21 protein-coding genes are annotated in these 19,592 nt (G+C 71.2%); 3 read left to right on the forward strand and 18 right to left on the reverse strand.

Going from position 1 to position 19,592, the window contains the following annotated elements:
- Window positions 1-9 precede the first annotated feature (9 nt).
- The 16 genes from OH802_RS24335 to OH802_RS24410 all read right to left on the reverse strand — a co-directional run bounded on the left by OH802_RS24335 (window position 10) and on the right by OH802_RS24410 (window position 15,854).
- Entirely contained in the window at window positions 10-651 is a 642-nt protein-coding gene (locus tag OH802_RS24335; protein ID WP_406029399.1) for a LuxR C-terminal-related transcriptional regulator, read from the reverse strand.
- Complete coding sequence (locus OH802_RS24340) at window positions 648-1,880, reverse strand: histidine kinase (RefSeq protein ID WP_406022913.1); 1,233 nt, start codon at window positions 1,878-1,880, stop codon at window positions 648-650. The genes OH802_RS24335 and OH802_RS24340 overlap by 4 nt, the downstream gene beginning before the upstream one ends.
- Window positions 1,881-1,897: 17 nt before the next feature.
- Window positions 1,898-3,247 carry an FtsX-like permease family protein gene (locus tag OH802_RS24345; protein ID WP_406022915.1) on the reverse strand — a complete coding sequence of 450 codons (1,350 nt, stop codon included), beginning with the start codon at window positions 3,245-3,247 and terminating at the stop codon, window positions 1,898-1,900.
- The gene (locus tag OH802_RS24350) at window positions 3,247-4,014 is read right to left on the reverse strand and encodes an ABC transporter ATP-binding protein (protein WP_406022917.1); all 768 of its coding nucleotides are present in this window, start codon (window positions 4,012-4,014) and stop codon (window positions 3,247-3,249) included. Before OH802_RS24350 ends, OH802_RS24345 begins: the two co-directional genes overlap by 1 nt.
- 109 nt (window positions 4,015-4,123) lie before the next feature.
- Window positions 4,124-5,545, reverse strand: coding sequence for a sensor histidine kinase (locus tag OH802_RS24355; RefSeq protein WP_406022919.1), 1,422 nt, complete (start codon window positions 5,543-5,545; stop codon window positions 4,124-4,126).
- 79 nt (window positions 5,546-5,624) lie between these two features.
- Window positions 5,625-6,350, reverse strand: a complete 726-nt coding sequence (locus OH802_RS24360) for a response regulator transcription factor (protein WP_406022921.1) — start codon at window positions 6,348-6,350, stop codon at window positions 5,625-5,627.
- A gap of 60 nt (window positions 6,351-6,410) precedes the next feature.
- Window positions 6,411-8,279, reverse strand: coding sequence for an efflux RND transporter periplasmic adaptor subunit (locus OH802_RS24365; protein ID WP_406022923.1), 1,869 nt, complete (start codon window positions 8,277-8,279; stop codon window positions 6,411-6,413).
- Window positions 8,276-9,157 carry a hypothetical protein gene (locus OH802_RS24370; protein WP_406022925.1) on the reverse strand — a complete coding sequence of 294 codons (882 nt, stop codon included), beginning with the start codon at window positions 9,155-9,157 and terminating at the stop codon, window positions 8,276-8,278. The genes OH802_RS24365 and OH802_RS24370 overlap by 4 nt, the downstream gene beginning before the upstream one ends.
- A 31-nt stretch (window positions 9,158-9,188) precedes the next feature.
- Window positions 9,189-10,418, reverse strand: coding sequence for an ABC transporter permease (locus OH802_RS24375; RefSeq protein WP_406022927.1), 1,230 nt, complete (start codon window positions 10,416-10,418; stop codon window positions 9,189-9,191).
- Window positions 10,415-11,125 (reverse strand): ABC transporter ATP-binding protein, encoded by a 711-nt coding sequence (locus tag OH802_RS24380; protein WP_406022929.1) that lies wholly within the window; start codon window positions 11,123-11,125, stop codon window positions 10,415-10,417. The genes OH802_RS24375 and OH802_RS24380 overlap by 4 nt, the downstream gene beginning before the upstream one ends.
- Entirely contained in the window at window positions 11,122-12,390 is a 1,269-nt protein-coding gene (locus OH802_RS24385) for an efflux RND transporter periplasmic adaptor subunit (protein WP_406022931.1), read from the reverse strand. Before OH802_RS24385 ends, OH802_RS24380 begins: the two co-directional genes overlap by 4 nt.
- Before the next feature lie 99 nt (window positions 12,391-12,489).
- Entirely contained in the window at window positions 12,490-13,269 is a 780-nt protein-coding gene (locus OH802_RS24390) for a class I SAM-dependent methyltransferase (protein WP_406022933.1), read from the reverse strand.
- A 5-nt stretch (window positions 13,270-13,274) separates the two neighbouring features.
- Window positions 13,275-13,871, reverse strand: a complete 597-nt coding sequence (locus OH802_RS24395) for a hypothetical protein (RefSeq protein WP_406022935.1) — start codon at window positions 13,869-13,871, stop codon at window positions 13,275-13,277.
- Window positions 13,872-13,881: 10 nt separating this feature from the next.
- A complete protein-coding gene (htpX, locus tag OH802_RS24400; RefSeq protein ID WP_355017991.1) occupies window positions 13,882-14,790 on the reverse strand; it encodes a zinc metalloprotease HtpX in 909 nt (302 codons plus the stop codon).
- Between the two features lie 6 nt (window positions 14,791-14,796).
- Window positions 14,797-15,075 carry a hypothetical protein gene (locus OH802_RS24405; protein WP_406022937.1) on the reverse strand — a complete coding sequence of 93 codons (279 nt, stop codon included), beginning with the start codon at window positions 15,073-15,075 and terminating at the stop codon, window positions 14,797-14,799.
- On the reverse strand, window positions 15,072-15,854 hold the full coding sequence (locus tag OH802_RS24410) for a PspA/IM30 family protein (protein WP_406022939.1): 783 nt from the start codon (window positions 15,852-15,854) through the stop codon (window positions 15,072-15,074). Before OH802_RS24410 ends, OH802_RS24405 begins: the two co-directional genes overlap by 4 nt.
- A gap of 185 nt (window positions 15,855-16,039) precedes the next feature.
- Here OH802_RS24410 and OH802_RS24415 point away from each other — a divergent pair, with 185 nt between their 5' ends.
- Window positions 16,040-16,624 (forward strand): DUF3043 domain-containing protein, encoded by a 585-nt coding sequence (locus OH802_RS24415; RefSeq protein WP_406022941.1) that lies wholly within the window; start codon window positions 16,040-16,042, stop codon window positions 16,622-16,624.
- Here the strand turns inward: OH802_RS24415 and OH802_RS24420 are convergent.
- Both OH802_RS24420 and OH802_RS24425 read right to left on the reverse strand, forming a co-directional pair.
- Window positions 16,615-17,007, reverse strand: a complete 393-nt coding sequence (locus OH802_RS24420; protein ID WP_406022943.1) for a hypothetical protein — start codon at window positions 17,005-17,007, stop codon at window positions 16,615-16,617. The two genes, OH802_RS24415 and OH802_RS24420, sit on opposite strands and share 10 nt — an antisense overlap.
- The gene (locus tag OH802_RS24425; protein ID WP_406022945.1) at window positions 17,007-17,351 is read right to left on the reverse strand and encodes an STAS domain-containing protein; all 345 of its coding nucleotides are present in this window, start codon (window positions 17,349-17,351) and stop codon (window positions 17,007-17,009) included. The genes OH802_RS24420 and OH802_RS24425 overlap by 1 nt, the downstream gene beginning before the upstream one ends.
- A 115-nt stretch (window positions 17,352-17,466) precedes the next feature.
- Here OH802_RS24425 and OH802_RS24430 point away from each other — a divergent pair, with 115 nt between their 5' ends.
- Together OH802_RS24430 and OH802_RS24435 are read left to right on the forward strand one after the other, a co-directional pair.
- Window positions 17,467-18,201, forward strand: a complete 735-nt coding sequence (locus OH802_RS24430; RefSeq protein WP_406022947.1) for a response regulator transcription factor — start codon at window positions 17,467-17,469, stop codon at window positions 18,199-18,201.
- Complete coding sequence (locus OH802_RS24435; RefSeq protein WP_406022949.1) at window positions 18,198-19,589, forward strand: ATP-binding protein; 1,392 nt, start codon at window positions 18,198-18,200, stop codon at window positions 19,587-19,589. The genes OH802_RS24430 and OH802_RS24435 overlap by 4 nt, the downstream gene beginning before the upstream one ends.
- The last annotated feature ends 3 nt before the right edge of the window (window positions 19,590-19,592 follow it).

Consider the following 19,592-nt stretch of genomic DNA (forward strand, 5'->3'; position numbering starts at 1 on the left):
GGCGCCGGGTCAGGTGTCGTTGAGCCAGGCCAGGACGGCGAGCACGCGACGGTTGTCGTCGCTCGCCTGGGGCAGGTCGAGCTTGGTGAAGATCGAGCTGATGTGCTTGCCGACCGCCTTCTCGCTGACGAAGAGCCGGGCGGCGATGGCGGCGTTGGAGCGCCCCTCTGCGATCAGCGTCATCACCTCGCGCTCCCGCTCGGTGAGCCGGTCGAGCGGGCGTTCCCGGCGGGTGAGGAGCGCGGCGACGACCTCCGGGTCGAGGACCGTCCCGCCGCCGGCGACCTGGCGCACCGCCCCGAGGAAGGCGTCGACGTCGGCGACGCGGTCCTTGAGCAGGTAGCCGACCGCGCCCTCTCCCCCGGCGAGCAGGTCGCGCGCGTAGAGCGGCTCGACGTACTGGCTCAGCACCAGCACCGGAAAACCTGACCGCGCCTGCCTGGCCTCGATCGCCGCGGTGATGCCCTCGGTGGTGAAGGACGGCGGGAGACGTACGTCGACCACCGCCGCGTCCACGTCCGGCCGGACCAGGGCCCGAGCCAGGGCGGGCGCGTTGTCGACGGCCTCGACGACCTCGATCCCGCCCGCTTCGAGGATCCGGGTGAGACCGACGCGGAGGAGCGCCTGGTCCTCGCCCAGGACCACCCTCAGATCCGGCAAGGCACCTCCAGGGTGATCAGGGTCGGGCCGCCGGAGGGGCTCTCGACCTCGACCGTGCCGTCGAAGGCGGCCAGCCTCGTCGCGACGCCGGCGAGCCCGTGTCCGGTCGGGTCGGCGCCGCCGCGGCCGTTGTCGCCCACGACGATCCGCAGCCGCTGCCCGTTGTGGCTGCCGCGTACGAACGCACGGTCGGCGCCGGAGTGCTTGACAGCGTTGGCCAGGCACTCGGCCACCGCGAAGTATGCCGCCGACTCGACCGGGTCGGGTAGGCGCCCGGGCAGCTCGATGGCGACCGTGACCGGCAGCGGCAGTCCCGCGGTGAGAGCCTGGACGGCTCCCACGAGGCCACGGTCGGCGAGCACGGGCGGCAGGATGCCGCGTACGACTCCGCGTAGATCCTCCAGCGCGGACACCGTGGTCTCGCGGGCCTCGCGCAGCAGCGCGGCGGCGGCGTCGGGGTCGGACGCCATCAGCTTCTCGGCCAGCCCGACGCTCATCCCGACGGCGGCGATCCTGGCCTGGGCACCGTCGTGGAGGTCCCGCTCGATGCGACGCAGCTCAGCCGCCGAGTGGTCCAGCGTCTCGGCACGGGTCGACTCGACCTTCTCCACCCTGGCGGCCAGCGCGGCGACCTCCCCCTGACCGAAGATGCCGCGCTCGGCCAGCGTCCGCGCCCGGACCAGGCCCGGGGTCGCCACCCACCACACCAGCAGCAGCGGGCCGGTGAGCAGGAGCAGCAGCCAGACCACCCAGGTGATGCCGGCGAAACTCAGGATCAGCCAGGTCAGCGGCACGGTCAGGAACGCCGCGGGCAGCAGGGACAGCACGAAGCCCCCGGTCGCCGAGAAGCAGCAGAAGGCGAAGTCGCGCCAGCGCGCCTTCTCCCGAAGCCACCGGAACGGCCGGCTCAGGACCGGCCGCGCACTCAGGTCCGCGTACGTCTCCGGGATTGTCTCCCCGAGGAGCATCCCGCTCACCCGGCGATGCACTCCGGCGACGGCCTGGGTGGCCGGCACCGCGCCCAGGGCGATCCCGATGCCGACCCCGAACACCAGCCCGAGCGGGATCGAGAGCACGGTCAGGATCGCCAGCACCAGGGCGGGCGCCATCATCAGGGCGTAGCCCAGAGCCAGTCCGGTCAGCCGGAGCCGCTCGACGAGCGCCTGCCCGCTGAACGGCTCCGGCCGCACGGTCCGGATCGGTGCATCCCACTCGGTCATCAGGAGTGAGTGTGACATCAGCGGGCGCCGGACGTCGTGCGTAATGCCCGGCTCGTCGCACCGGCCGCGGAGGCCAGCGTCAGCGCCACGGCACCGGCGATCAGCAGGGGCGGCAGCCAGAGCTGTGCGTCGGGGACCAGGCCCTCACCCCGGACGTAGGCGAAGGGGACGATCGTCGCCTGGGCGGCGAGCAGGCCGATGACGGTGCCGACCGCGGCGACCACACCGGCCTCGGCGAGGATGGAACCGCGTACCTGGCCGGGGGTGGCGCCGAGCAACCGCAGCCGGTGCAGCTCAAGGCGCCGGTCGGCGAGGAGGGCGGCGAAGGCGTTGACGACCATGATCGCGGCGAACGCGCAGATCATCGCGGTGACCACGTTGTTGAGCAGGTTGATCGTCTCGTAACCCTCGGTGACCTCCGCGGGCAGACCGGTGGGCAGCGTACGCTCGTCGATCCCGACCAGCATCAGGATGCTGACCGCGGCGGCGGAGAGCACCATCACCGGCGCGAGCACACCGGCGAGCAGGTGGGACCTCCGCGAGGTGTTGTACGCCGCCAGGTGACCGCTCGTGCCGCCCAGCAGCGGCCGCAGCGCCCAGCTCCCGGCCCGCAGCAGCAGCGGTGCCAGGGCGGCGAGACCCACCGCGACCAGGAGGCCGAGGGAGCCGGTCATCGCCATCGCGTCGTACGGGTCGGCGGCGTCCTTGCCCGTGGCCATGGTCATCACGACCATGGTCGTGGCGTGGCCGACGGCGACCACGGCCACCAGCCACCGCCACCAGGCGATGCGTCCCGTGCCCGTCCTGGCCTCGGAGAGGGCGACGGTCGCCGGTCCGCGGGAGGCACGTGACCCGGCCAGGCCGGAGGCGGCCAGGGAGACGAGCAGGAGCAGGACGACGGTCGCGGCGAGTGCGACCCAGCCGCCCGAGTGGGCGACCTGCTCGCTGACGACGCCACCTGACTGCAGCAGGTCGAGGAGGGCTCGGCTGGTCAGGCTCGCCACTACGGCGCCGAGGACGGCGGCGACGAGCGCGACCACGAGCGTCTCCGCCCGTACCAGGGCGCGTACCTGACGGGGCTCGGCGCCGACGGTGCGCAGCAGGCCGATCTCGACCTCGCGCTGCCGGACGGTGACGCCGACGGTGGAGACGATCGAGAAGAGCGCGATGACGGTGCCCCAGGCTCCGACCACTCCCCCGAGGACGAGCAGGGTCTCCCGCTCGGCGCTCGGCGTGCCGGATTCGAGGGCGATCTGGATCAGCGGCGTGAACGAACCCATCACCGCCGTGCCCAGCAGGATCGCGACGAAGGTCGCGGTCATGGCGGTGGCGCGGTGTCGCAGCGAGCGCAGTGCCAGGGTCAACATCACACCATCTCCCGCTCGGCCCGGGCGGTGAGCTCGTCGAGATGTGCCATCTGGCCGGCGACGGCCTCGGCGGCGGGGTTGTCCATCCGCCCCACGGCACGGCCGTCGACGAGGAAGACCACGCTGTCCGCGTACGCAGCGGCGACGGGGTCGTGGGTCACCATCACGACGGTCGCACCGAGCTCGCGGACGAGGCTTCGGAGCAGGGCGAGCACCGAGGCCGCCGTGTGGGAGTCGAGGGCTCCGGTGGGCTCGTCGGCGAGGACGATGTCGGGACCGGTCACCAGCGCTCGGGCGATCGCGACCCGCTGCTGCTGGCCGCCGGAGAGCTGCGCCGGCAGGTGGCCGGTGCGATCTCCCAGGCCGACGCGATCGAGCAGCTCGCGGATCCGACGGCGGGCAGCCGCGTCGATCCGGCCCCCGGCCAGCCGCAGCGGCAGCGCGACGTTCTGCTCGGCGGTCAGGTAGGGCAGCAGGTGGAAGCCCTGGAAGACGAACCCGATCCGCTCGCGGCGCAGCCTGGTCCGGTGTGCCTCGGTCAGCTCGGTGACATCCTGGCCGGCGATGACGACCCGGCCGCCGGTCGGCTGCTCCAGCGCTCCGGCGCAGGTCAGGAAGGTGGACTTGCCGGAGCCGGAGGGCCCCATCACGGCGGTGAAGGTGCCCGGCGCGCAGGCCAGGTCGAGTCCGTTGAGCGCGTGCACGGCGGCCGCGCCGGTGCCGTAGGTCCTGGTGAGGCCGGTGACCTCGAGGGCTGGTGTGGTCATGCGATGGCTCCTGGGTTTCGGGTGGCTGATGTCACCCTTCGACGCTAAGGAACCCGCCGCTTCCCCACGATGGGCTCAAGGAGCCGAACCGGGTAGGGAAAACCCCACCTCAACCTTCGGACGAGCGCGGGAGGCGTACGGCGATCGTGGTGTCTCCCGGGGCGCTGGCGAGGGTCACGGTGCCGCCGTGGGAGGTGACGATGGCGTGGACGAGGGCGAGGCCGAGGCCGGCGCCGCCGTCGCGCTGACGGGCCTCGTCGGCGCGGGTGAAGCGCTCGAAGGCGTGCGGGACCAGGGCCGGAGGGAAGCCGGGGCCGTCGTCGTGGACGTCGAAGCCGTCAGGACGTACGCGGACGGTGACCGTGGTGCCGGCGGGCGTGTGCCGGCGCTCGTTGGTGAGCAGGTTGCTGATCACCTGGTGGAGGCGCTGGGCGTCGCCGGTGACGATCACCTCGGCATCACCGGAGTCGGCGTCGGCCGGCAGCTCGAGCCACCAGGTGTGAGAGGGGTCGACGACGCGGGCGTCGTCGACTGCCTCCAGGAGCAGCCGGGTCAGGTCGACCGAGTCGCGGGCGAGCGGGCGGCCCTGGTCGAGGCGCGCGAGCAGGAGCAGGTCCTCGACCAGCGCGGTCATCCGCAGCGACTCCTCCTCGACCTTGCCGAGCGCCGTCGGGACCGCTTCGGGTCGCTGCTGGGCCAGCTCGGTGTAGCCGCGGATGGTGGTCAGCGGGGTGCGCAGCTCGTGGGAGGCGTCGGCGACGAACTGGCGTACCTGCTGCTCGCTGCGGTGACGCTCGGCCAGCGATGTCTCGACGTGGTCGAGCAGCGAGTTGAGCGCGGCGCCCACCTGGCCGACCTCGGTGTCCTCGTCGGTGAGCCGCTCGGGCACCCGCTCGGTCACCGAGACCTCGCCGGAGGAGAGCGGCAGGGCGGCGACCGTGTGCGCGGTGGCGGCGACCTCTCGCAGCGGGCTGAGCTGGCGGCGTACGACGAAGTAGCCGACGCCCGCGGCGGCAACCACTCCCAGCAGGGTCAGCAGTGCCTCCCAGAAGATCAGGCTCTCGATGGTGTTGTCGACCTCGTCGGTCGACATCCCGACGACCTGTACCGCCTGCTCGCCGGTGTCGAGGAATCCGGACTGGGCGATCACGCGGAAGCTGCCTTGATCCAGCTCGACATCGTGTAGGCGGGCGTCGACACGTACATCCTCGAGAACCTCCAGGTCTGCGTCGGACAGCTCGTCGTCCGCGTCCGGGTCGAAACCACCGACCTGGCTGTCCGCGGCGGAGGAGGCTGGGATGAGCGCTCGGATCGCACCCGGCGGAACATTGATCATGCCCGCCGGCCTCGGGCGGCTCACCGACCCCGCCATCTCCTTGACGTCCCGGTCGAGGCGGTCCATCAACGTCTCGCGCAGCGCGATCGTGGCGAAGGTGGCGATCAGGAGCGAGACGACCAGCACCAGGGAGACCGCGGTGATGACCAGGCGCGAGCTCAGCGGCGCGACCAGCCGCTTGAGCTGGACGTTCACGCGACCACCTCCGTCGCGCAAGCGCCAGAGTACGGACGTGGTCGCGCGAGACTTTGATGGTTCACTCGCTGACGCTCGTTCACTCAGCGGCCTTCAGCACATAGCCCGCGCCGCGCATGGTGTGGATCATCGGCTCCCGCCCGGCGTCGATCTTCTTGCGCAGGTAGGAGATGTAGAGCTCGACGACGTTGGCCTGGCCACCGAAGTCGTAGGACCAGACCCGGTCGAGGATCTGGGCCTTGGACAGCACCCGGCGGGGGTTGCGCATCAGGAAGCGGAGCAGCTCGAACTCGGTGGCGGTGAGGGTGATCTCCTCGTCGCCACGGTGCACCTCCCGGGAGTCCTCGTCCATCGTCAGGTCGCCGACGCGGATGACCGAGTGTTCCTCGACCCGGGTCGCGCCGGCCCGCCGCATCAGCCCACGCAGCCGGGCGACGAGCTCCTCGAGCGAGAACGGCTTGATCACGTAGTCGTCACCGCCCGCGGTGAGCCCGGCGACCCGGTCCTCGACCGCGTCCTTGGCAGTGAGGAAGAGGACGGGTACGGCCGGGTTGGTCGACCGCACCCGGCGCAGGACCTCGAGCCCGTCGAAGTCGGGCAGCATCCAGTCGAGCACGATCGCGTCGGGAGCGGTCTCCTTCGCGGCAGCCACGGCCTTGGAGCCGGAGTGGGCCACGGCGATCTCCCAGCCCTCGAACCGCAGCGCCATCGCGATCAGCTCGGCGATGTTCACCTCGTCGTCGACGACGAGCACCCGCAGCGGCGAGCCGTCGGCGCGGGTCAGGTCCTTTCCTCCAGCACTCATGACCCCATCATGCGGCTGTTTGCTGTGTGGTGCCTGTGAGGTCGCTGTGGCGTGTCGATGTCATCGCTGACCACCGCCCGGCAGCTGTCCTCCGGGCCCGCCACCGGGCATCTGGACGACACCGCTGCCCGTGCGCCCGAAGCCCTGCTGCTCGGAGGTGTCACCGCTGGGCAGGTCCTGGGAGAGGTCCGCCAGGACGACCTGCTGACCCTCCTTCACCCCGTCGGTGACCTCGATCCGGGTGGAACCGAGTAGGCCGGTGGTGACCCGCTGGCGCTGGGTCGTGTCGCCGTCGACAACCAGCACCGAGCCGTTGGAGAGGGCCGAGGCCGGGATCGTCACGACATCCTCCGCGGAGCCGACCACGACCTCGACCGTGGCCATGTTGCCGGCGAGAAGGTCGAGGCCCGTCTCGTCGAGAGTGACCGTCACCGGGAACGTACTGCTCCCCGAGGAGGTGTCAGGCACCTGGCCGACCAGGGTGACCTTGCCCGGCAGGGCCTTCTCGGCGCCCGCCGGGGTGACGGCGGCGACCTGGCCGGTCTCGAGCTGCTCGACCTGGGTGGCGCTGACGGTCAGCTCGACGCTGGTCAGGCCCGCGGCGATGAGCGTCACCGCCGCGGTGCCGGCCGAGGCGCTGTCTCCCTCCTTCACCGCGATGGAGGCGACCGTGCCCGCTGCCGGCGCCTTCAGCACCGCGCCCGCGAGCGCCGCCTCTGCCACGGCCACCTCGGCCTTCGCCTGGTCGATCTCGGCCTGGTCCTTGGCCAGGGTCGCGGCGGTCACGCTCTCGCCTGCGCCGGAGGCGTTCGAACCGCTCTGGTCCTCCCTGCCGCTCTGCTCCTGGGAGCCACCGGTGCTGGGTATCTCACCGGGCTCGCCTCCGGCACCGGACTCCCCGCCTGCACCGCCCGCACCACCGGAGGGCTGCTCGGCCCCCTGCTGGGGCTGGCCGCCGCCGGACTGGTCCGGGTTCTGACCGCCGGACGAACCGGCAGCCGCGAGGGTCTCGTCGAGCTGCGCGCTGTAGTCCAGCAGGTCGGCCTTCGCGGTCTTCACCGCCGCCTTGGCATCGCTGAGAGCCGACTGGGCCGAGCCGAGCAGCGCGACGACCTCGGAGACGGTCCCGCCGGCAGCGTCCTGGGCACCGAGCGCGGTCTCCAGGTCCCCCTGGCAGGAGGTGGAGGTTTCCTCGGCACAAGACTCCTGGGCCGCCTTCAGCGCGGCGGCGAGCTCGCCGCCCTCGTCGAGGGTGCCGCCGGAGGCGACCAGCGCGGCCAGCTTCTCCTGGGCCGAGGCGAGGTCCGTCTGCGCGCTGCCGAGCCGGGTGTCGGCCGTGTCGAGTGCCTTCTGGGCCGAGACGACCGCGTCCTGCAGCTCCTTCACCTTGGCGACCAGGTCGGCGGTCGCGTCGGTCGAGGCGGTGTGCACGGCCGACGACGTGGCCCCGGTCCAGAGCGCGGAGACGGTCCCACCCGAGGAGCCGGTCACCGAACTCGGCGAGGCGGTGGTCCCGGAGGAGGACGTTGAGCCCTCCGATGAGGTGACACCGGAGACCTGGGCCTCCTTGTCGCTCTCCAGCTGCGCCCGGGCCGCGGCCAGCGCGGCCTTGGCGGAGGTGAGCGACTTCTTCAGGGACGTACGGTCCAACCGGGCCACCACCTGGCCCTTCTTCACGGTGTCGCCCTCGGCGACGACGGTCTCGACGGTCCCGTCGGTGGCGAAGGCGAGGTCGGCGCGGCCGTTGGGCGCGACGGTTCCGGTCAGCGAGAGGGTCTGCTCCACGTCGCCGGTGGTGACCGCGGCGGTGCGGTAGCCGGCCGAGGAAGAGGCGGTCGCTGCGTACGCGGTGTAGCCACCGCCCGCGACCACGATCAGCGCCGCGGCACCGGAGGCCGCCTTGACCCAGGTCCGCGAGACGCGTCTCACGAGGACGCCCCGTCCTGGCCCGGCGCGCCGCCCGGCATCCCGCTGCGGCCACCGAAGCCGGTGCTGCACTCGCCGTCGACCGGGTCGGAGACCGAGATCCGCTCGGCGGTGACCGCCCCGGTCTCGTCGGCCTCGCCGGTGGCGGTCACGCAGGTGCCGACGACCAGAGCGCTCTTCGTCGCCGTCCTGGTCGTCGTGTAGGTGGTCTCGGAGCCGACCGACACGCTCACCGAGGTCGTCTCCTCGGAGTCGCGCGAGGTCGCCGCCACGGTGAAGCCCGAGTCGCTGACCGCGGTCACCTCACCCGAGGTGCCCATGCCACCGCCCATGCCCCCGGGACCGCCCGACGGCATCCCCTCAGGCATGTCGCTGGGCAGATCGGTAGGCATGTCGCTCGGCATGTCGCTGGGCATCCCCTCGGGCCGCTGACCACCTCCGAAGCCGCCGGCGCAGGATCCGTCGGCCTTGTCGGTGATCCGGACGGTGCCCGCGGTCACGACGGTCTCGCTCGACTCGGCGCCGTCGGCGGTCGTGACCGTGACGCAGCTGCCGACCGTGACGTCGGCCAGCGCGGCGCTGACCTGCTGGCTGATCGTGGTCTTGTCGGTGTAGGTGACCGCGGTCTGGGCGTCGCTGCTCTGGACCTGGAGCGTGCTGCCTTCGATGGCGGCGATCTCGCCGGAGGCACCCGGCATGCCGCCGCCCATCCCCTGTCCCTGCCGTTGACCCTGCCCCTGGCCGTACCCCTGTCCCTGCTGGTCCGTGGCCGCGTCGCCGTCGGCGCTACAGCCGCTCAGGACGATGAGCCCGACCGTGGCGAGGGCAACGAGCGACAGCGTGCGAGTGCCTCGCGCGCCGGGTGTGAACGTGTTGGTCATCGAGATTCCTTCGTACGTCGAGATGGTGGTGTCACTCGCTGCGGAGCGCGTCGATCGGGGTCAGGCGAGCGGCCCTGCCGGCGGGGTAGACCCCGAAGCCGACGCCGAGCGCCAAGGAGGTGACCAGCGCGGCGGCGGTGGCCAGGAGGGACAGGGAGACGGGCTGGTCGATCAGGCCGGGAAGGCCCCAGGCGCCGACGGCGGCGATGACGATGCCGACGACACCACCGGCCAGGCCGAGCAGGGATGCCTCGGCCAGGAACTGGCGCCGGATCACCGACGGGGTCGCTCCGAGCGCCTTGCGCAGACCGATCTCGCGGATCCGCTCGGTGACGGAGACGAGCATGATGTTCATGACGCCGATGCCGCCCACGAGCAGCGAGATCGCCGCGATGCCGCCGAGCAGCACCGTCAGGGTCTTGTTGGTGGCATTGGCGGTCTCGACCAGCGAGTCCTGCGAGGAGATCGAGAAGTCGGCCTCGTCGGCGCTCACGCCGTGCAGGTTGAGCAGCAGCGCGTTGATCTCCTGGTAGGCCGCAGGCAGGGCCTCGTCGGAGACCGCCTCGACGTAGACCGTCGAGACCGAGCTGCTGGTCGAGCCGGTGAGCGACTTCGCGGTGCCCATCGGAGTGACCGCGGTGTCGTCCTCGGTGGAGCCCGACGAGCTCGCGCCGGTCGACTCCAGCACCCCGATGACGGTCAGCGCGGTGCCGCCGACCGAGACCGTCTCCCCGACGGGGCTGGCCGGCCCGGGGAAGAGCTCGGCGGCGGTGTCCGCGCCGAGCACTACGACCTTGGCGCCAGAGGCGACCTCCTCGGAGGTGAAGAACCGGCCGGTGGCGACCTCGCGCTTGCGCACCTGCGGCCACGTGGTCGTGGCACCGACCAGCGAGGTCGTCCAGTTGGTCGAGGCGGTGTCGAGCTGAGCGTTCGAGGTGGTCACCGGGGCGACCGCCTTCACGTCCGGCGCGGCCGCGTCGTCATCGAGAGCCTCGGCGTCGGAGAGGGTCAGCGTGGAGGCCGACCCGAAACCGCCGCGTACGCCCGAGGAGTCGGTGGATGAACCCGGCGAGACGATCAGCAGGTTGCTCCCCAGCGCGCTGATCTGGCTCTTGACCTGGTCCTGCGCACCTTGGCCGAGGCCGACGGTGAGGATCACCGAGGCGATGCCGATGACGATGCCGAGCATCGTCAGCAGCGACCGCAGCCGGTGCGAGCGCACCGCGTCCCACGCGGTCGCGAGGGTCTCCGCCCAGCTCATCGTGCACCTCCGGTCAGCACCGGCTCGTCGGCCGTGATCAGGCCGTCGCGGATGGTCAGCCTGCGGCCGGCGCGTGCGGCGACGTCGTGCTCATGGGTGATCAGCACGATCGTCCGCCCGCTCGCGTGCAGCTCGTCGAGCAGCGCGAGCACCGCCTCGGTCGAGCCCGAGTCGAGGTTTCCGGTCGGCTCGTCGGCCAGGATGATGTCCGGCTCGGTGACCAGCGCCCGGGCCACCGCGACCCGCTGCTGCTGGCCGCCGGAGAGCTCGCCGGGACGGTTCTCGAGCCGGTCGCCGAGCCCGACCCGCGCCAGGGCCCGGGCGGCGCGCTCGCGACGCTTCGACCTGGGCACGCCGGCGTACGTCAGCGGGAGCTCGACGTTGCGCCAGGCCGGCAGGCTCGGCAGCAGGTTGAACTGCTGGAACACGAAGCCGATCCGCCGATTGCGTACGTGGGCGAGGGATGCCTCCGACATCGTCGAGACGTCCTCGCCGCCGAGGTGGTAGCTGCCCTCGGTCGGCACGTCGAGGCAGCCGAGGATGTTCATCAGGGTCGACTTGCCGGAGCCGGAGGGCCCGATCACGGCGACGTACTCCCCTGCGTCGATCTCCATGTCGACGCCACGCAGCGCCTCGAACTCGATCGATCCGGACCGGTACGTCTTCCGTACGCCGTCCACGGAGACGACCGGGGCGCTCGCGCTCACCGACCGCCACCCATCTGGTCGGGCATCCCGCCACCCGGGAACTGACCGCCGCCGGGCAGCTGCCCCGTCTCCCCCTCGCCGCCGAAGCCACCGAAACCGCCCTCCTGGCCACCTTCCTGGCTCCCGGACCTCGAGCCGCCGGGACGGGTGAAGGCCTCGATCTCGACGGTGTCACCCTCGGCGAGCCCGTCGGTGATCTCGGTCGTGGCGCCGTAGACCTCACCGATGGTCACCTTCGTCTTGACGGTCTTGCCGTCGACGACCTTCTGGACGTACGCCTGGTCGCCGTCGGTCGTGATCGCGGCGCTGGTCACGGTGAGCACGTCCTCGCGCTGCTTCACGGTGATCTCGGCAGTGGCCGAGGTGCCCGGGTAGAGGTCGTCGCGCTCACCGGTGACCGTGATGCTCACCGGGAAGACCGCGGCGCCCGAGGAGCTCGTCTCGGCGACCTTGCCGACCGTCGCGACGGTCCCGAAGACCTCCTCATCGACCCCGTTGACGGTGACGGTCGCCTGCAGGCCCTTCTTCAGGGAGGCCGCGTCGTCCGCACTGACCGTCGCCTCGACGACATGGTCCCCCGCCGAGACGATCGAGACGGTGCCGGTGCTCGTCGAGTCCGTGGAGCTGTCCGTGCTCGCGCCGCCCGAGTCCTCGCCCATCGACGAGCCGGAGCCGCCGGAGGACGTGCCCGAGGAGCCGGATGACGAGCCCACGACATCACCGACGGCGATGTCGAAGGCGGTGACCGTGCCGCCGATCGTGGCGCGCAGCACCGCGTCGTCCACGGCCTGGCGGGCGGAGTCGAGGTCGGCCTCGGCGGCCGCGACAGCGGCCTCGTCCGAGGCGATCTGTACGTCGGAGGCTCCCGAGGAATCGTCGGTGTCGAGCTGCTCCTGGGCGGCGGTGAGGGCCGACTCGGCCGCGGTGCGGGCCGCGACCAGGGTGGTGTCGTCCACCCGGGCCAGCGGGTCGCCCTTCTTCACGGTGTCGCCCTCGGCAACGTAGATCTTCGTCACCGTGCCGGAGACCTCGAACGACAGGTCGGCGGTCTCGGCCGCCTCCACGGTGCCGCCGGCCGACACGGTCTCCTTCACGGTCCCAGACGTCGCCTGGACCTGCATCGCCTGCGCCTGCGCGGTGTCCTCGCGGGTGAGCGCCCACGCGCCCGCTCCGCCGCCGACCACCACTGCCGCCACCCCGGCGGCGAGCAGGATCCGGGCCGTACGCCCCAGCCTCCGCCACCGCTCCGTGAGTCTCTTGCGCACCACACTGCCTCTCTCCTACGCCCCGGCGGCGCCGGAGGCCTGACGAGAGGACTGTCGTGTGCGTGGCTATGCGGGAGGTCGGCTCCGGCTGTGGGGAGCCTATGAATCAGGCGCGTCGTCGGCTCGGCGGGCGGTGTGGACCATCAGGTCCGCACGCACCTCCACCTGCTCGGGGAGGACCGCGGCCAGGTCGGCGAAGAGCGCGGACCGGTCGGCGGCCGAGAGGATCCGGATCGCGGAGATGGTGTCGAGGTGGCGCACGTAGTCCGCACGAGCGAGGGTGAACCGGCGCGGCACCTCCCGCTGGCGTACGTCGCACAGCCGGTCGTCGGCCAGCATCTCGTCCCCGGGGAACAGCATCGGCGCGTCAGCCGCGGACGGCGGCGGCAGGTGGCGGCCCTCCGGGGCGTACGCCGCGATCATCTCGTCCTCGATGGCCGCGACCTCGTCGTCGGCCAGCACGAACGGGCCGCCGAAGAAGGCCACCGCTCCCCCGTCGCGGACCAGGGCGGTGGCGAGGTCCCACCGCGTCGCCGGCGCCGTCCAGTGCCAGGCGGCGGCAGCGTAGAGCAGGTCGAACGGCTCGTGCGCCGCCGGGTCGAGCTCCTCAAGAGCAGCGTGCACGGTGGTCACCGGCAGGCCCGCGCACTCGCGCCGGAGCACGCCGAGCATGTCGGTGTCGGGGTCGGTGGCGACCACCTCGATCCCGGCGGCCGCGAACGTCCGGGTCGCCTTCCCGGTGCCGGCGCCGATCTCGATCGCCCGTCGCACCGGGCCGTGGGCGACCTCGCTCACCAGCGCGACCAGATCCTCGGGGTAGCCGGGGCGGAAACGCTCGTAGTCCTCCGCGACCGCTCCGAAGCTCCGTGCACGTTCCATAGGTCTCAGAGCCCGGGGGCTCCCCAGACGGCGAGCCAGCGGGAGAGGTCCTTCTCGACCGGAAGATCGCCCTCGATCGCGCTGCGGACGTTGATCTCGAGCAGGTTGTCGCGCTGCTGCGGGCCGGTCGGGACGAAGGGGTAGAAGGTGCCCTGCTTGTAGAGGTAGATCAGGCCGACGCTGCGCCCGTCGGCGCCCGTGCTGTCGCGGAAGGCGATCAGCGAGCACAGCAGCCCCGGGCCGAAGCCGTTCATCTCCAGGGTGGTGTTGACCGCGTGCAGGTCGGTGACCAGGCCGGTGATGTCGGGGTTGTCCGGGTCCAGGGGCTCGTGGTCGACGCTGAGCCAGGTGAAGCCGAACTCGTCGACGCTCGTGGTCACCGTCGGCGCGCTCTCGGAGACGCCGAGCAGCTCGACGATGTCGCTCTGCGTGCCGGCGAACCCTGCGCCGGCCGCGGCCCGGTAGCAGACCGCTCCGTCGCCGGTCGGGACCAGCCCGAGCGAGGTCTGCATGGTGAGCGCGGCGGTCGGCACCGCGAACAGTGCGTCGAGGTTGGCCTGCTTCGGTCGCGTACGACCCGTGATGACGTCCCAGAAGCCCACGTCGCCGACCCTACTGGGTCGGGCGGCCGAGCTCGGCCTCGATCCGGGCGAGCTGCTCCAGGCGTTGCTCCAGCGAGGGGTGCGTCGAGGTGAGCGTACGCAGCGACTGGCCGCTGATCGCCGGAGCGATGAAGAACGCGTTCATCGCCTGCGACGACCGCAGGTCGCGGCTCGGGATCGCGGAGATCTCGCCGGTGATCTTCTGCAGCGCGCTGGCCAGCGCGCCCGGCTTCATGGTCAGCTGCGCGCCGGCCCGGTCGGCGGCCAGCTCGCGGTAGCGCGACAGCATCCGCAGCAGCAGCCACGACACGGCGTAGACCGCCAGCGAGACCAGCAGCACCACCAGCCACACCGGGAGACCGTTGTTGTTGTCGCGGCGGCCGCCACCTGCGTACGCACCGTACTGGGAGCCGCGGCTCAGCATCCCGGCCACGATGCCGGCCGAGGAGGCGACGGTCATCACCAGCACGTCGCGGTGGGCGACGTGGGAGAGCTCGTGGGCGAGCACACCCTCCAGCTCCTCGGCGGTCAGGCGCTGCATGATGCCGGTGGTCACCACGACGGCGGACCGCTTCGGCGAGCGGCCGGTGGCGAAGGCGTTGGGCATGTCGGTGTGCGCGATCCCGACCCGCGGCTTCGGCATGTCGGCCAGCGTGCACAGCCGGTCGATCATCGCGTGCAGCTCGGGCGCCTCCTGGGCCGACACCTCGCGCGCGCCCATGGCGCGCATGGCGAGGGTGTCGGAGGCGTACCACTGCCACCAGGCGATGCCGAGCCCGACGATGCCGATGATCGGCGCCCACTGCGCGGGCATGACGAACATCAGCGCCACGATGAGCCCGACGAACAGCGCGCCGAGCAGGAACATCACCGTGGTCATCCGGACGGTCAGCCCGGCATCACCCTGGAAGCGTGACATTGCTGGTCAGCCGGGGATGAGGCCCTCGTCGCCGAGCATCTCGGAGACCTCGGCGAGCGTGGAGCCGGGTCCGGGAAGGATCAGGTCGGAGGAGTCGATCGCGTCGACCGGGTGGGCGGTGCCCAACGAACGTACGCCATCGAGCAGTGCCGCCAGGGCCGCGTCGAAGACGGCCTCGTCGGTGCCCTTGCAGGCGGTCTCGACCGCGGCGTCGAGCTCGTTGAGCTTGTCGACTGCGGCCTCGTCGAGGTCGTACTGCCCCTCGCCCAGGATGCGTACGATCACTGCTCGGCCTTCTTCTCGGTCGACTCCACATCGATGACCGGCGCGTTGGCGTCGGCACCGGGCAGCGCCTGGGTCTGCTGCGGGGAGTTGAGGCCCTTGAGCGCGGCGAGCTCGGCCTCGACGTCGCTGGTCGAGCTGAGCGCGTCGAGCTGGCGGGTGATGTCGTCGGAGGGACCGGCGGTGAGGTCGTCGAGGGCACCGGAGGCGAGCAGCTCATCGACGGCGCCGGCGCGAGCCTGCATCTCCAGGGTCTTGTCCTCGGCACGCTGCATGGCCATGCCAACGTCGCCCATCTCCTCGCCGATGCCGGAGATCGCCTCGTTGATCCGGGTCTGCGCCTCGGCGGCGGTGTAGGTCGCCTTGATGGTCTCCTTCTTGGTGCGGAAGGACTCCACCTTGGCCTGCAGGCGCTGCTGGGCGAGGGTGAGCTTCTCCTCCTCACCCTGGAGGGTCGCGAGCTGGGTGTTGAGGTCGTTCATCTGCTGGGTGAGACCGCTCTTGCGCGTGAGGGCCTCGCGGGCAAGATCCTCGCGGCTCATCTCGATGGCCTTCTGGGCCTGCTGGGTGAGCTTGTCGGACTGCTGCTTGAGCCCGTTGATCTGCAGCTCGACGCGCTTGCGGCTGGTCGCGACGTCCGCGACACCGCGGCGCACCTGCTGCAGCATCTGAAGCTGCTTCTGGTAGCTGTAGTCGAGCACCTCCCGTGGGTCCTCGGCCTTGTCGAGCGCCTTGTTTGCCTTCGCCTTGAAGACCAGGCTCAGCCGCTTCATCACACTCATCGGTTCCCTTTACGCCTCTCATATGCGGCCGACCGCCGGCCGCCCCGCGTCGTCGCTTGCCGCTGGACTCTCGTCGTCCTAGGACAAGTGTTGCCTCTCACCTTAGGCCGGGTCCACAAAACTCGCTGTCAGGGTCCTTCGGGATATCCTGTATGTGTCCCAGCCAACAGTAAGAGGTCACCCCGTTGTTCGGTCGCAAGTCCCCCGCCCCGCAGGTCGTCGAGCCCGAGAACCAGGTCAAGGAGACCGGTAAGGGTCGTCCGACTCCTTCGCGCAAGGAAGCGGAGGCTGCCCGCAAGGCGCGCCTCAAGCAGCCGCGCTCCCGCAAGGAGATCAACGCCGCCAACCGCGCCCAGCGCTCCGAGCAGGGCGACAAGATGCGCCAGGCGATGAAGACCGGCGACGAGCGCTACCTTCCGCTGCGCGACAAGGGCCCGGTCAAGCGCTTCATCCGCGACTGGATCGACGCCCGGTTCACCTTCGCCGAGATCGTGCTCCCGGTGTTGATCATCGCGCTCGTGGTGCCCTACATCAGCCTCGAGCTGGCGATGTACTCCCAGCTCTTCACCCTCGTCGTGATGGCCACCGTGATCATCAACCTGATCGCGCTGCGCTTCCTGCTCCGCAAGGAGCTCAAGCGCCGCTTCCCCGACAACGACCTCAAGGGCACCACCTACTACGCGATCATGCGCTCGATCCAGATCCGCCCCCTGCGCCTGCCCAAGCCGCAGGTCAAGATCGGCACGCAGCTCCCCGACGACTACCGCTGAGTCTCGGGCCCGGGAGGGTCCTCGACCTCGCAGATCAGGCTGGCGCCGCCGGCGCGGTGCTGGAAGCTCCAGGCGCTGGCCAGATCGGTGAGCTTGTCGGCGATGAAGGGCTCCGGTGCCGCCGCGGGCATCGAGGTGAGGGTCCAGACCGCGGAGAGCTCGACCCGGGTCGGCGTACGCCACGCCAGCTTGACCCAGATCTCGCCGGGCAGGTTCGAGAGGGCCACGTGGACACCGAAGGCGGCGAGCACCTCGAGCCGGTTGGCGGCGCGGTCGCCGACGACCCGTGAGTCCGTCCACGCCCGTACCTGGGTCATCGCCTGGTCCGGCGTCAGCAGATCGACCGCATCCTCACGGTCCGTCTCGTGGACGTGGTCGCTCATCAAGTGACCTTTCGGGTGGGGGCTGGTGCGGCCGGAGTCGTCCGGATGTCCCAGATGGTGTCGAGGCCGGCCCGGCGGAGCCGGCCGGCGAGCGCCGGATCCGCGTTGCGGAGGCGAAGGGGTACGCCCCGCGTCCCGCAGCGACGTTTGGCCCACAGCAGCGCCGCGACGGTCGTCGAGGAGAACCCGGTCAGACCTGCCAGGTCGACCACGACCGCCTCGGGACCGCCCGCGAGCATCTCCGCCAACCGCCAACGCAGGCTGTGGATCGCCCGCAGGCAGGTGGCGTCGGAGAACGGGACGACGACGGTCTCGTCGACCGGGTAGAAGTCCCCCTCGCTCATGCCGTCCACACTGCCCACGCTGTATGGAGGGCCCTTCGCAGTTTCATGTCAGTTTCGTGTCACTTGCGGCGGGTGGGCCGCCATGGATCGGCCTCCTGACCGCTCGGGTGAGACGATGCGAGACGTGCAAGAGGCAGCCAAGCGAGTGCTCATCCTGGAGGACGACTACGGGCTGCGTACCTCTCTCCGGCTCTTCCTCGAGCAGGAGGGATACGTGGTCGGTGAGGCCGACGATGCCGAGATCGCCCTCGACCTGGACGCCGTCGAGCCGTTCGACGTGATGCTCGTCGACCTGATGCTCGGCGGCATCGACGGATTCACCTTCATCCGCAGCGTTCGCCCGCGGACGACCGCCCCCATCATCGTGATCAGCGCCCGCGACGGGTCCAAGGATGTGGTCGCGGCGCTCGAGGCAGGAGCAGACGACTACGTACGCAAGCCGTTCGACGTCGCCGAGGTCAGGGCCCGGATCAAGGCCGCGCTGCGGCGCCCGGACTACCCGCTCGTGTCCTCCTCGGGCGGCTTCACGCCGGTCGGGGGCATCGTGCTCGACTCGACCGACGGACCACTGGTCTTCGACCCGGCCGCCGCCACCCTGCGTCGCGGCGCCGAGGACCTGCACCTGACCAGCACGGAGTTCAAGCTCCTGCTCGCGCTGACGGCCAGCCCCGGCCGCGTGATGACCCGCGAGAACCTGGTCAGCCAGATGTGGCCCGAGGGCCACCACGGCGACGTCCGGGTCGTCGACGTTCACGTGAGCCGGTTGCGCAACAAGGTCGACAGCGACCCAGCGGCCGGCGGCGTCATCTCGACGGTCCGTGGGCTGGGCTACCGGCTGGATCCGCGATGATCCGGTGGCCGGCCAGGCGCGGGCTGCGCGCCAACGTCGTGGCGGCGTTCGCTGCCGGCGCACTGCTGATCAGCCTGATCCTCGCCTTCAGCACCTACTTCTCGGCGCGTCACTACCTGATCGTCCAGCGCGAGCGGAACGCATTGCAGCAGGCCTACATCGACGCTGCCCTGGTCAAGGAAAGGCTGCGCACGAACGGCGTGAACGTCGCCGAGGTCCTGTCCGAGATCGCCCCGCCGAGGCGCACCACGGTGTTCGTCCACCAGGACGGCCAGTGGTACTCCTCCGATCTCACCACGCGGGTCCACGACGCCACCAGCAACGTCGCGACCAGCGTCGAGGCCGGAGAGGTCGCGCTGTCGTGGACCGATACCGGCGACCGGCCCAACATCGTGGTCGGCGTCCCGCTCGAAGGGGTAGACGCCGACTACTACGAGGTCACCCACGCCAAGGAGCTCAGCGAGACCCTCGACACGATGGGCTACGCGGTCACGATCTCCGCGGCCATCACCACCCTCGCCGGCGGACTCCTGGGCTGGTACGCGGCCCGGCGGGTGCTGCGGCCGCTGCGGCAGGTCGCGCTGGCCGCCGCCCGGATCTCCGCCGGAGAGCTCGACACCCGGGTCGAGGCGACCGACGACCCCGACCTGGCCACGCTCACCGGGTCGTTCAACACGATGGTCGACACCGTCGTCGAGCGCCTCGACCATGACGCCCGCTTCGCGGCCGACGTCAGCCACGAGCTTCGTACGCCGGTCGCCACCCTCACGACAAGTCTCGGAGTCCTTCAGGGCGACCGCACGCTCTCGCCGAGCTCGGCAACCGCCGTCGGACTGATGGCCGGCGAGCTGGACCGGTTCCGCGGTGCGCTCGAGGACCTGATCACGCTGGGACGACTCGACGCGGGCGTGCGCGAGTCGGAGTGGGAGGTGCTGGGTGTCGCGGACCTGGTCGCCGCGACCCTCGCCGAGGCCGAGATCGGCGGCAGGGCCACCGTCGACGTCCCCGCTGATCTCGCGATCTATGCCGACCGGCTCCAGGTGCACCGGGCGCTGGCCAACCTGGTGCGCAACGCGGAGACCCACGGCGGCGGCCTGACCGCGGTGCGCGCGATCGCACGACGCGGCTACGCCGAGATCCATGTCACCGACTCCGGACCCGGCGTCCCCGCCGCCGAACGAGAACGCATCTTCGACAGGTTCGCCCGGATGGGCGCCCGCGGCGCGACCACCGGGAGCGGGCTGGGGCTGAGCATCGTCGAACAGACCGCACAGCTCCACGACGGCTCGGTCTGGTGTCGCGAGGCCGACTCCGGCGGCGCCGACTTCGTGCTCTCCTTCCCGCTGGCGCCCACGGCGAGGACCGCCTCGGCTCGAGAGGCGACATGAGGG

Source organism: Nocardioides sp. NBC_00850 (assembly GCF_045207335.1).
Lineage (GTDB): Bacteria > Actinomycetota > Actinomycetes > Propionibacteriales > Nocardioidaceae > Nocardioides.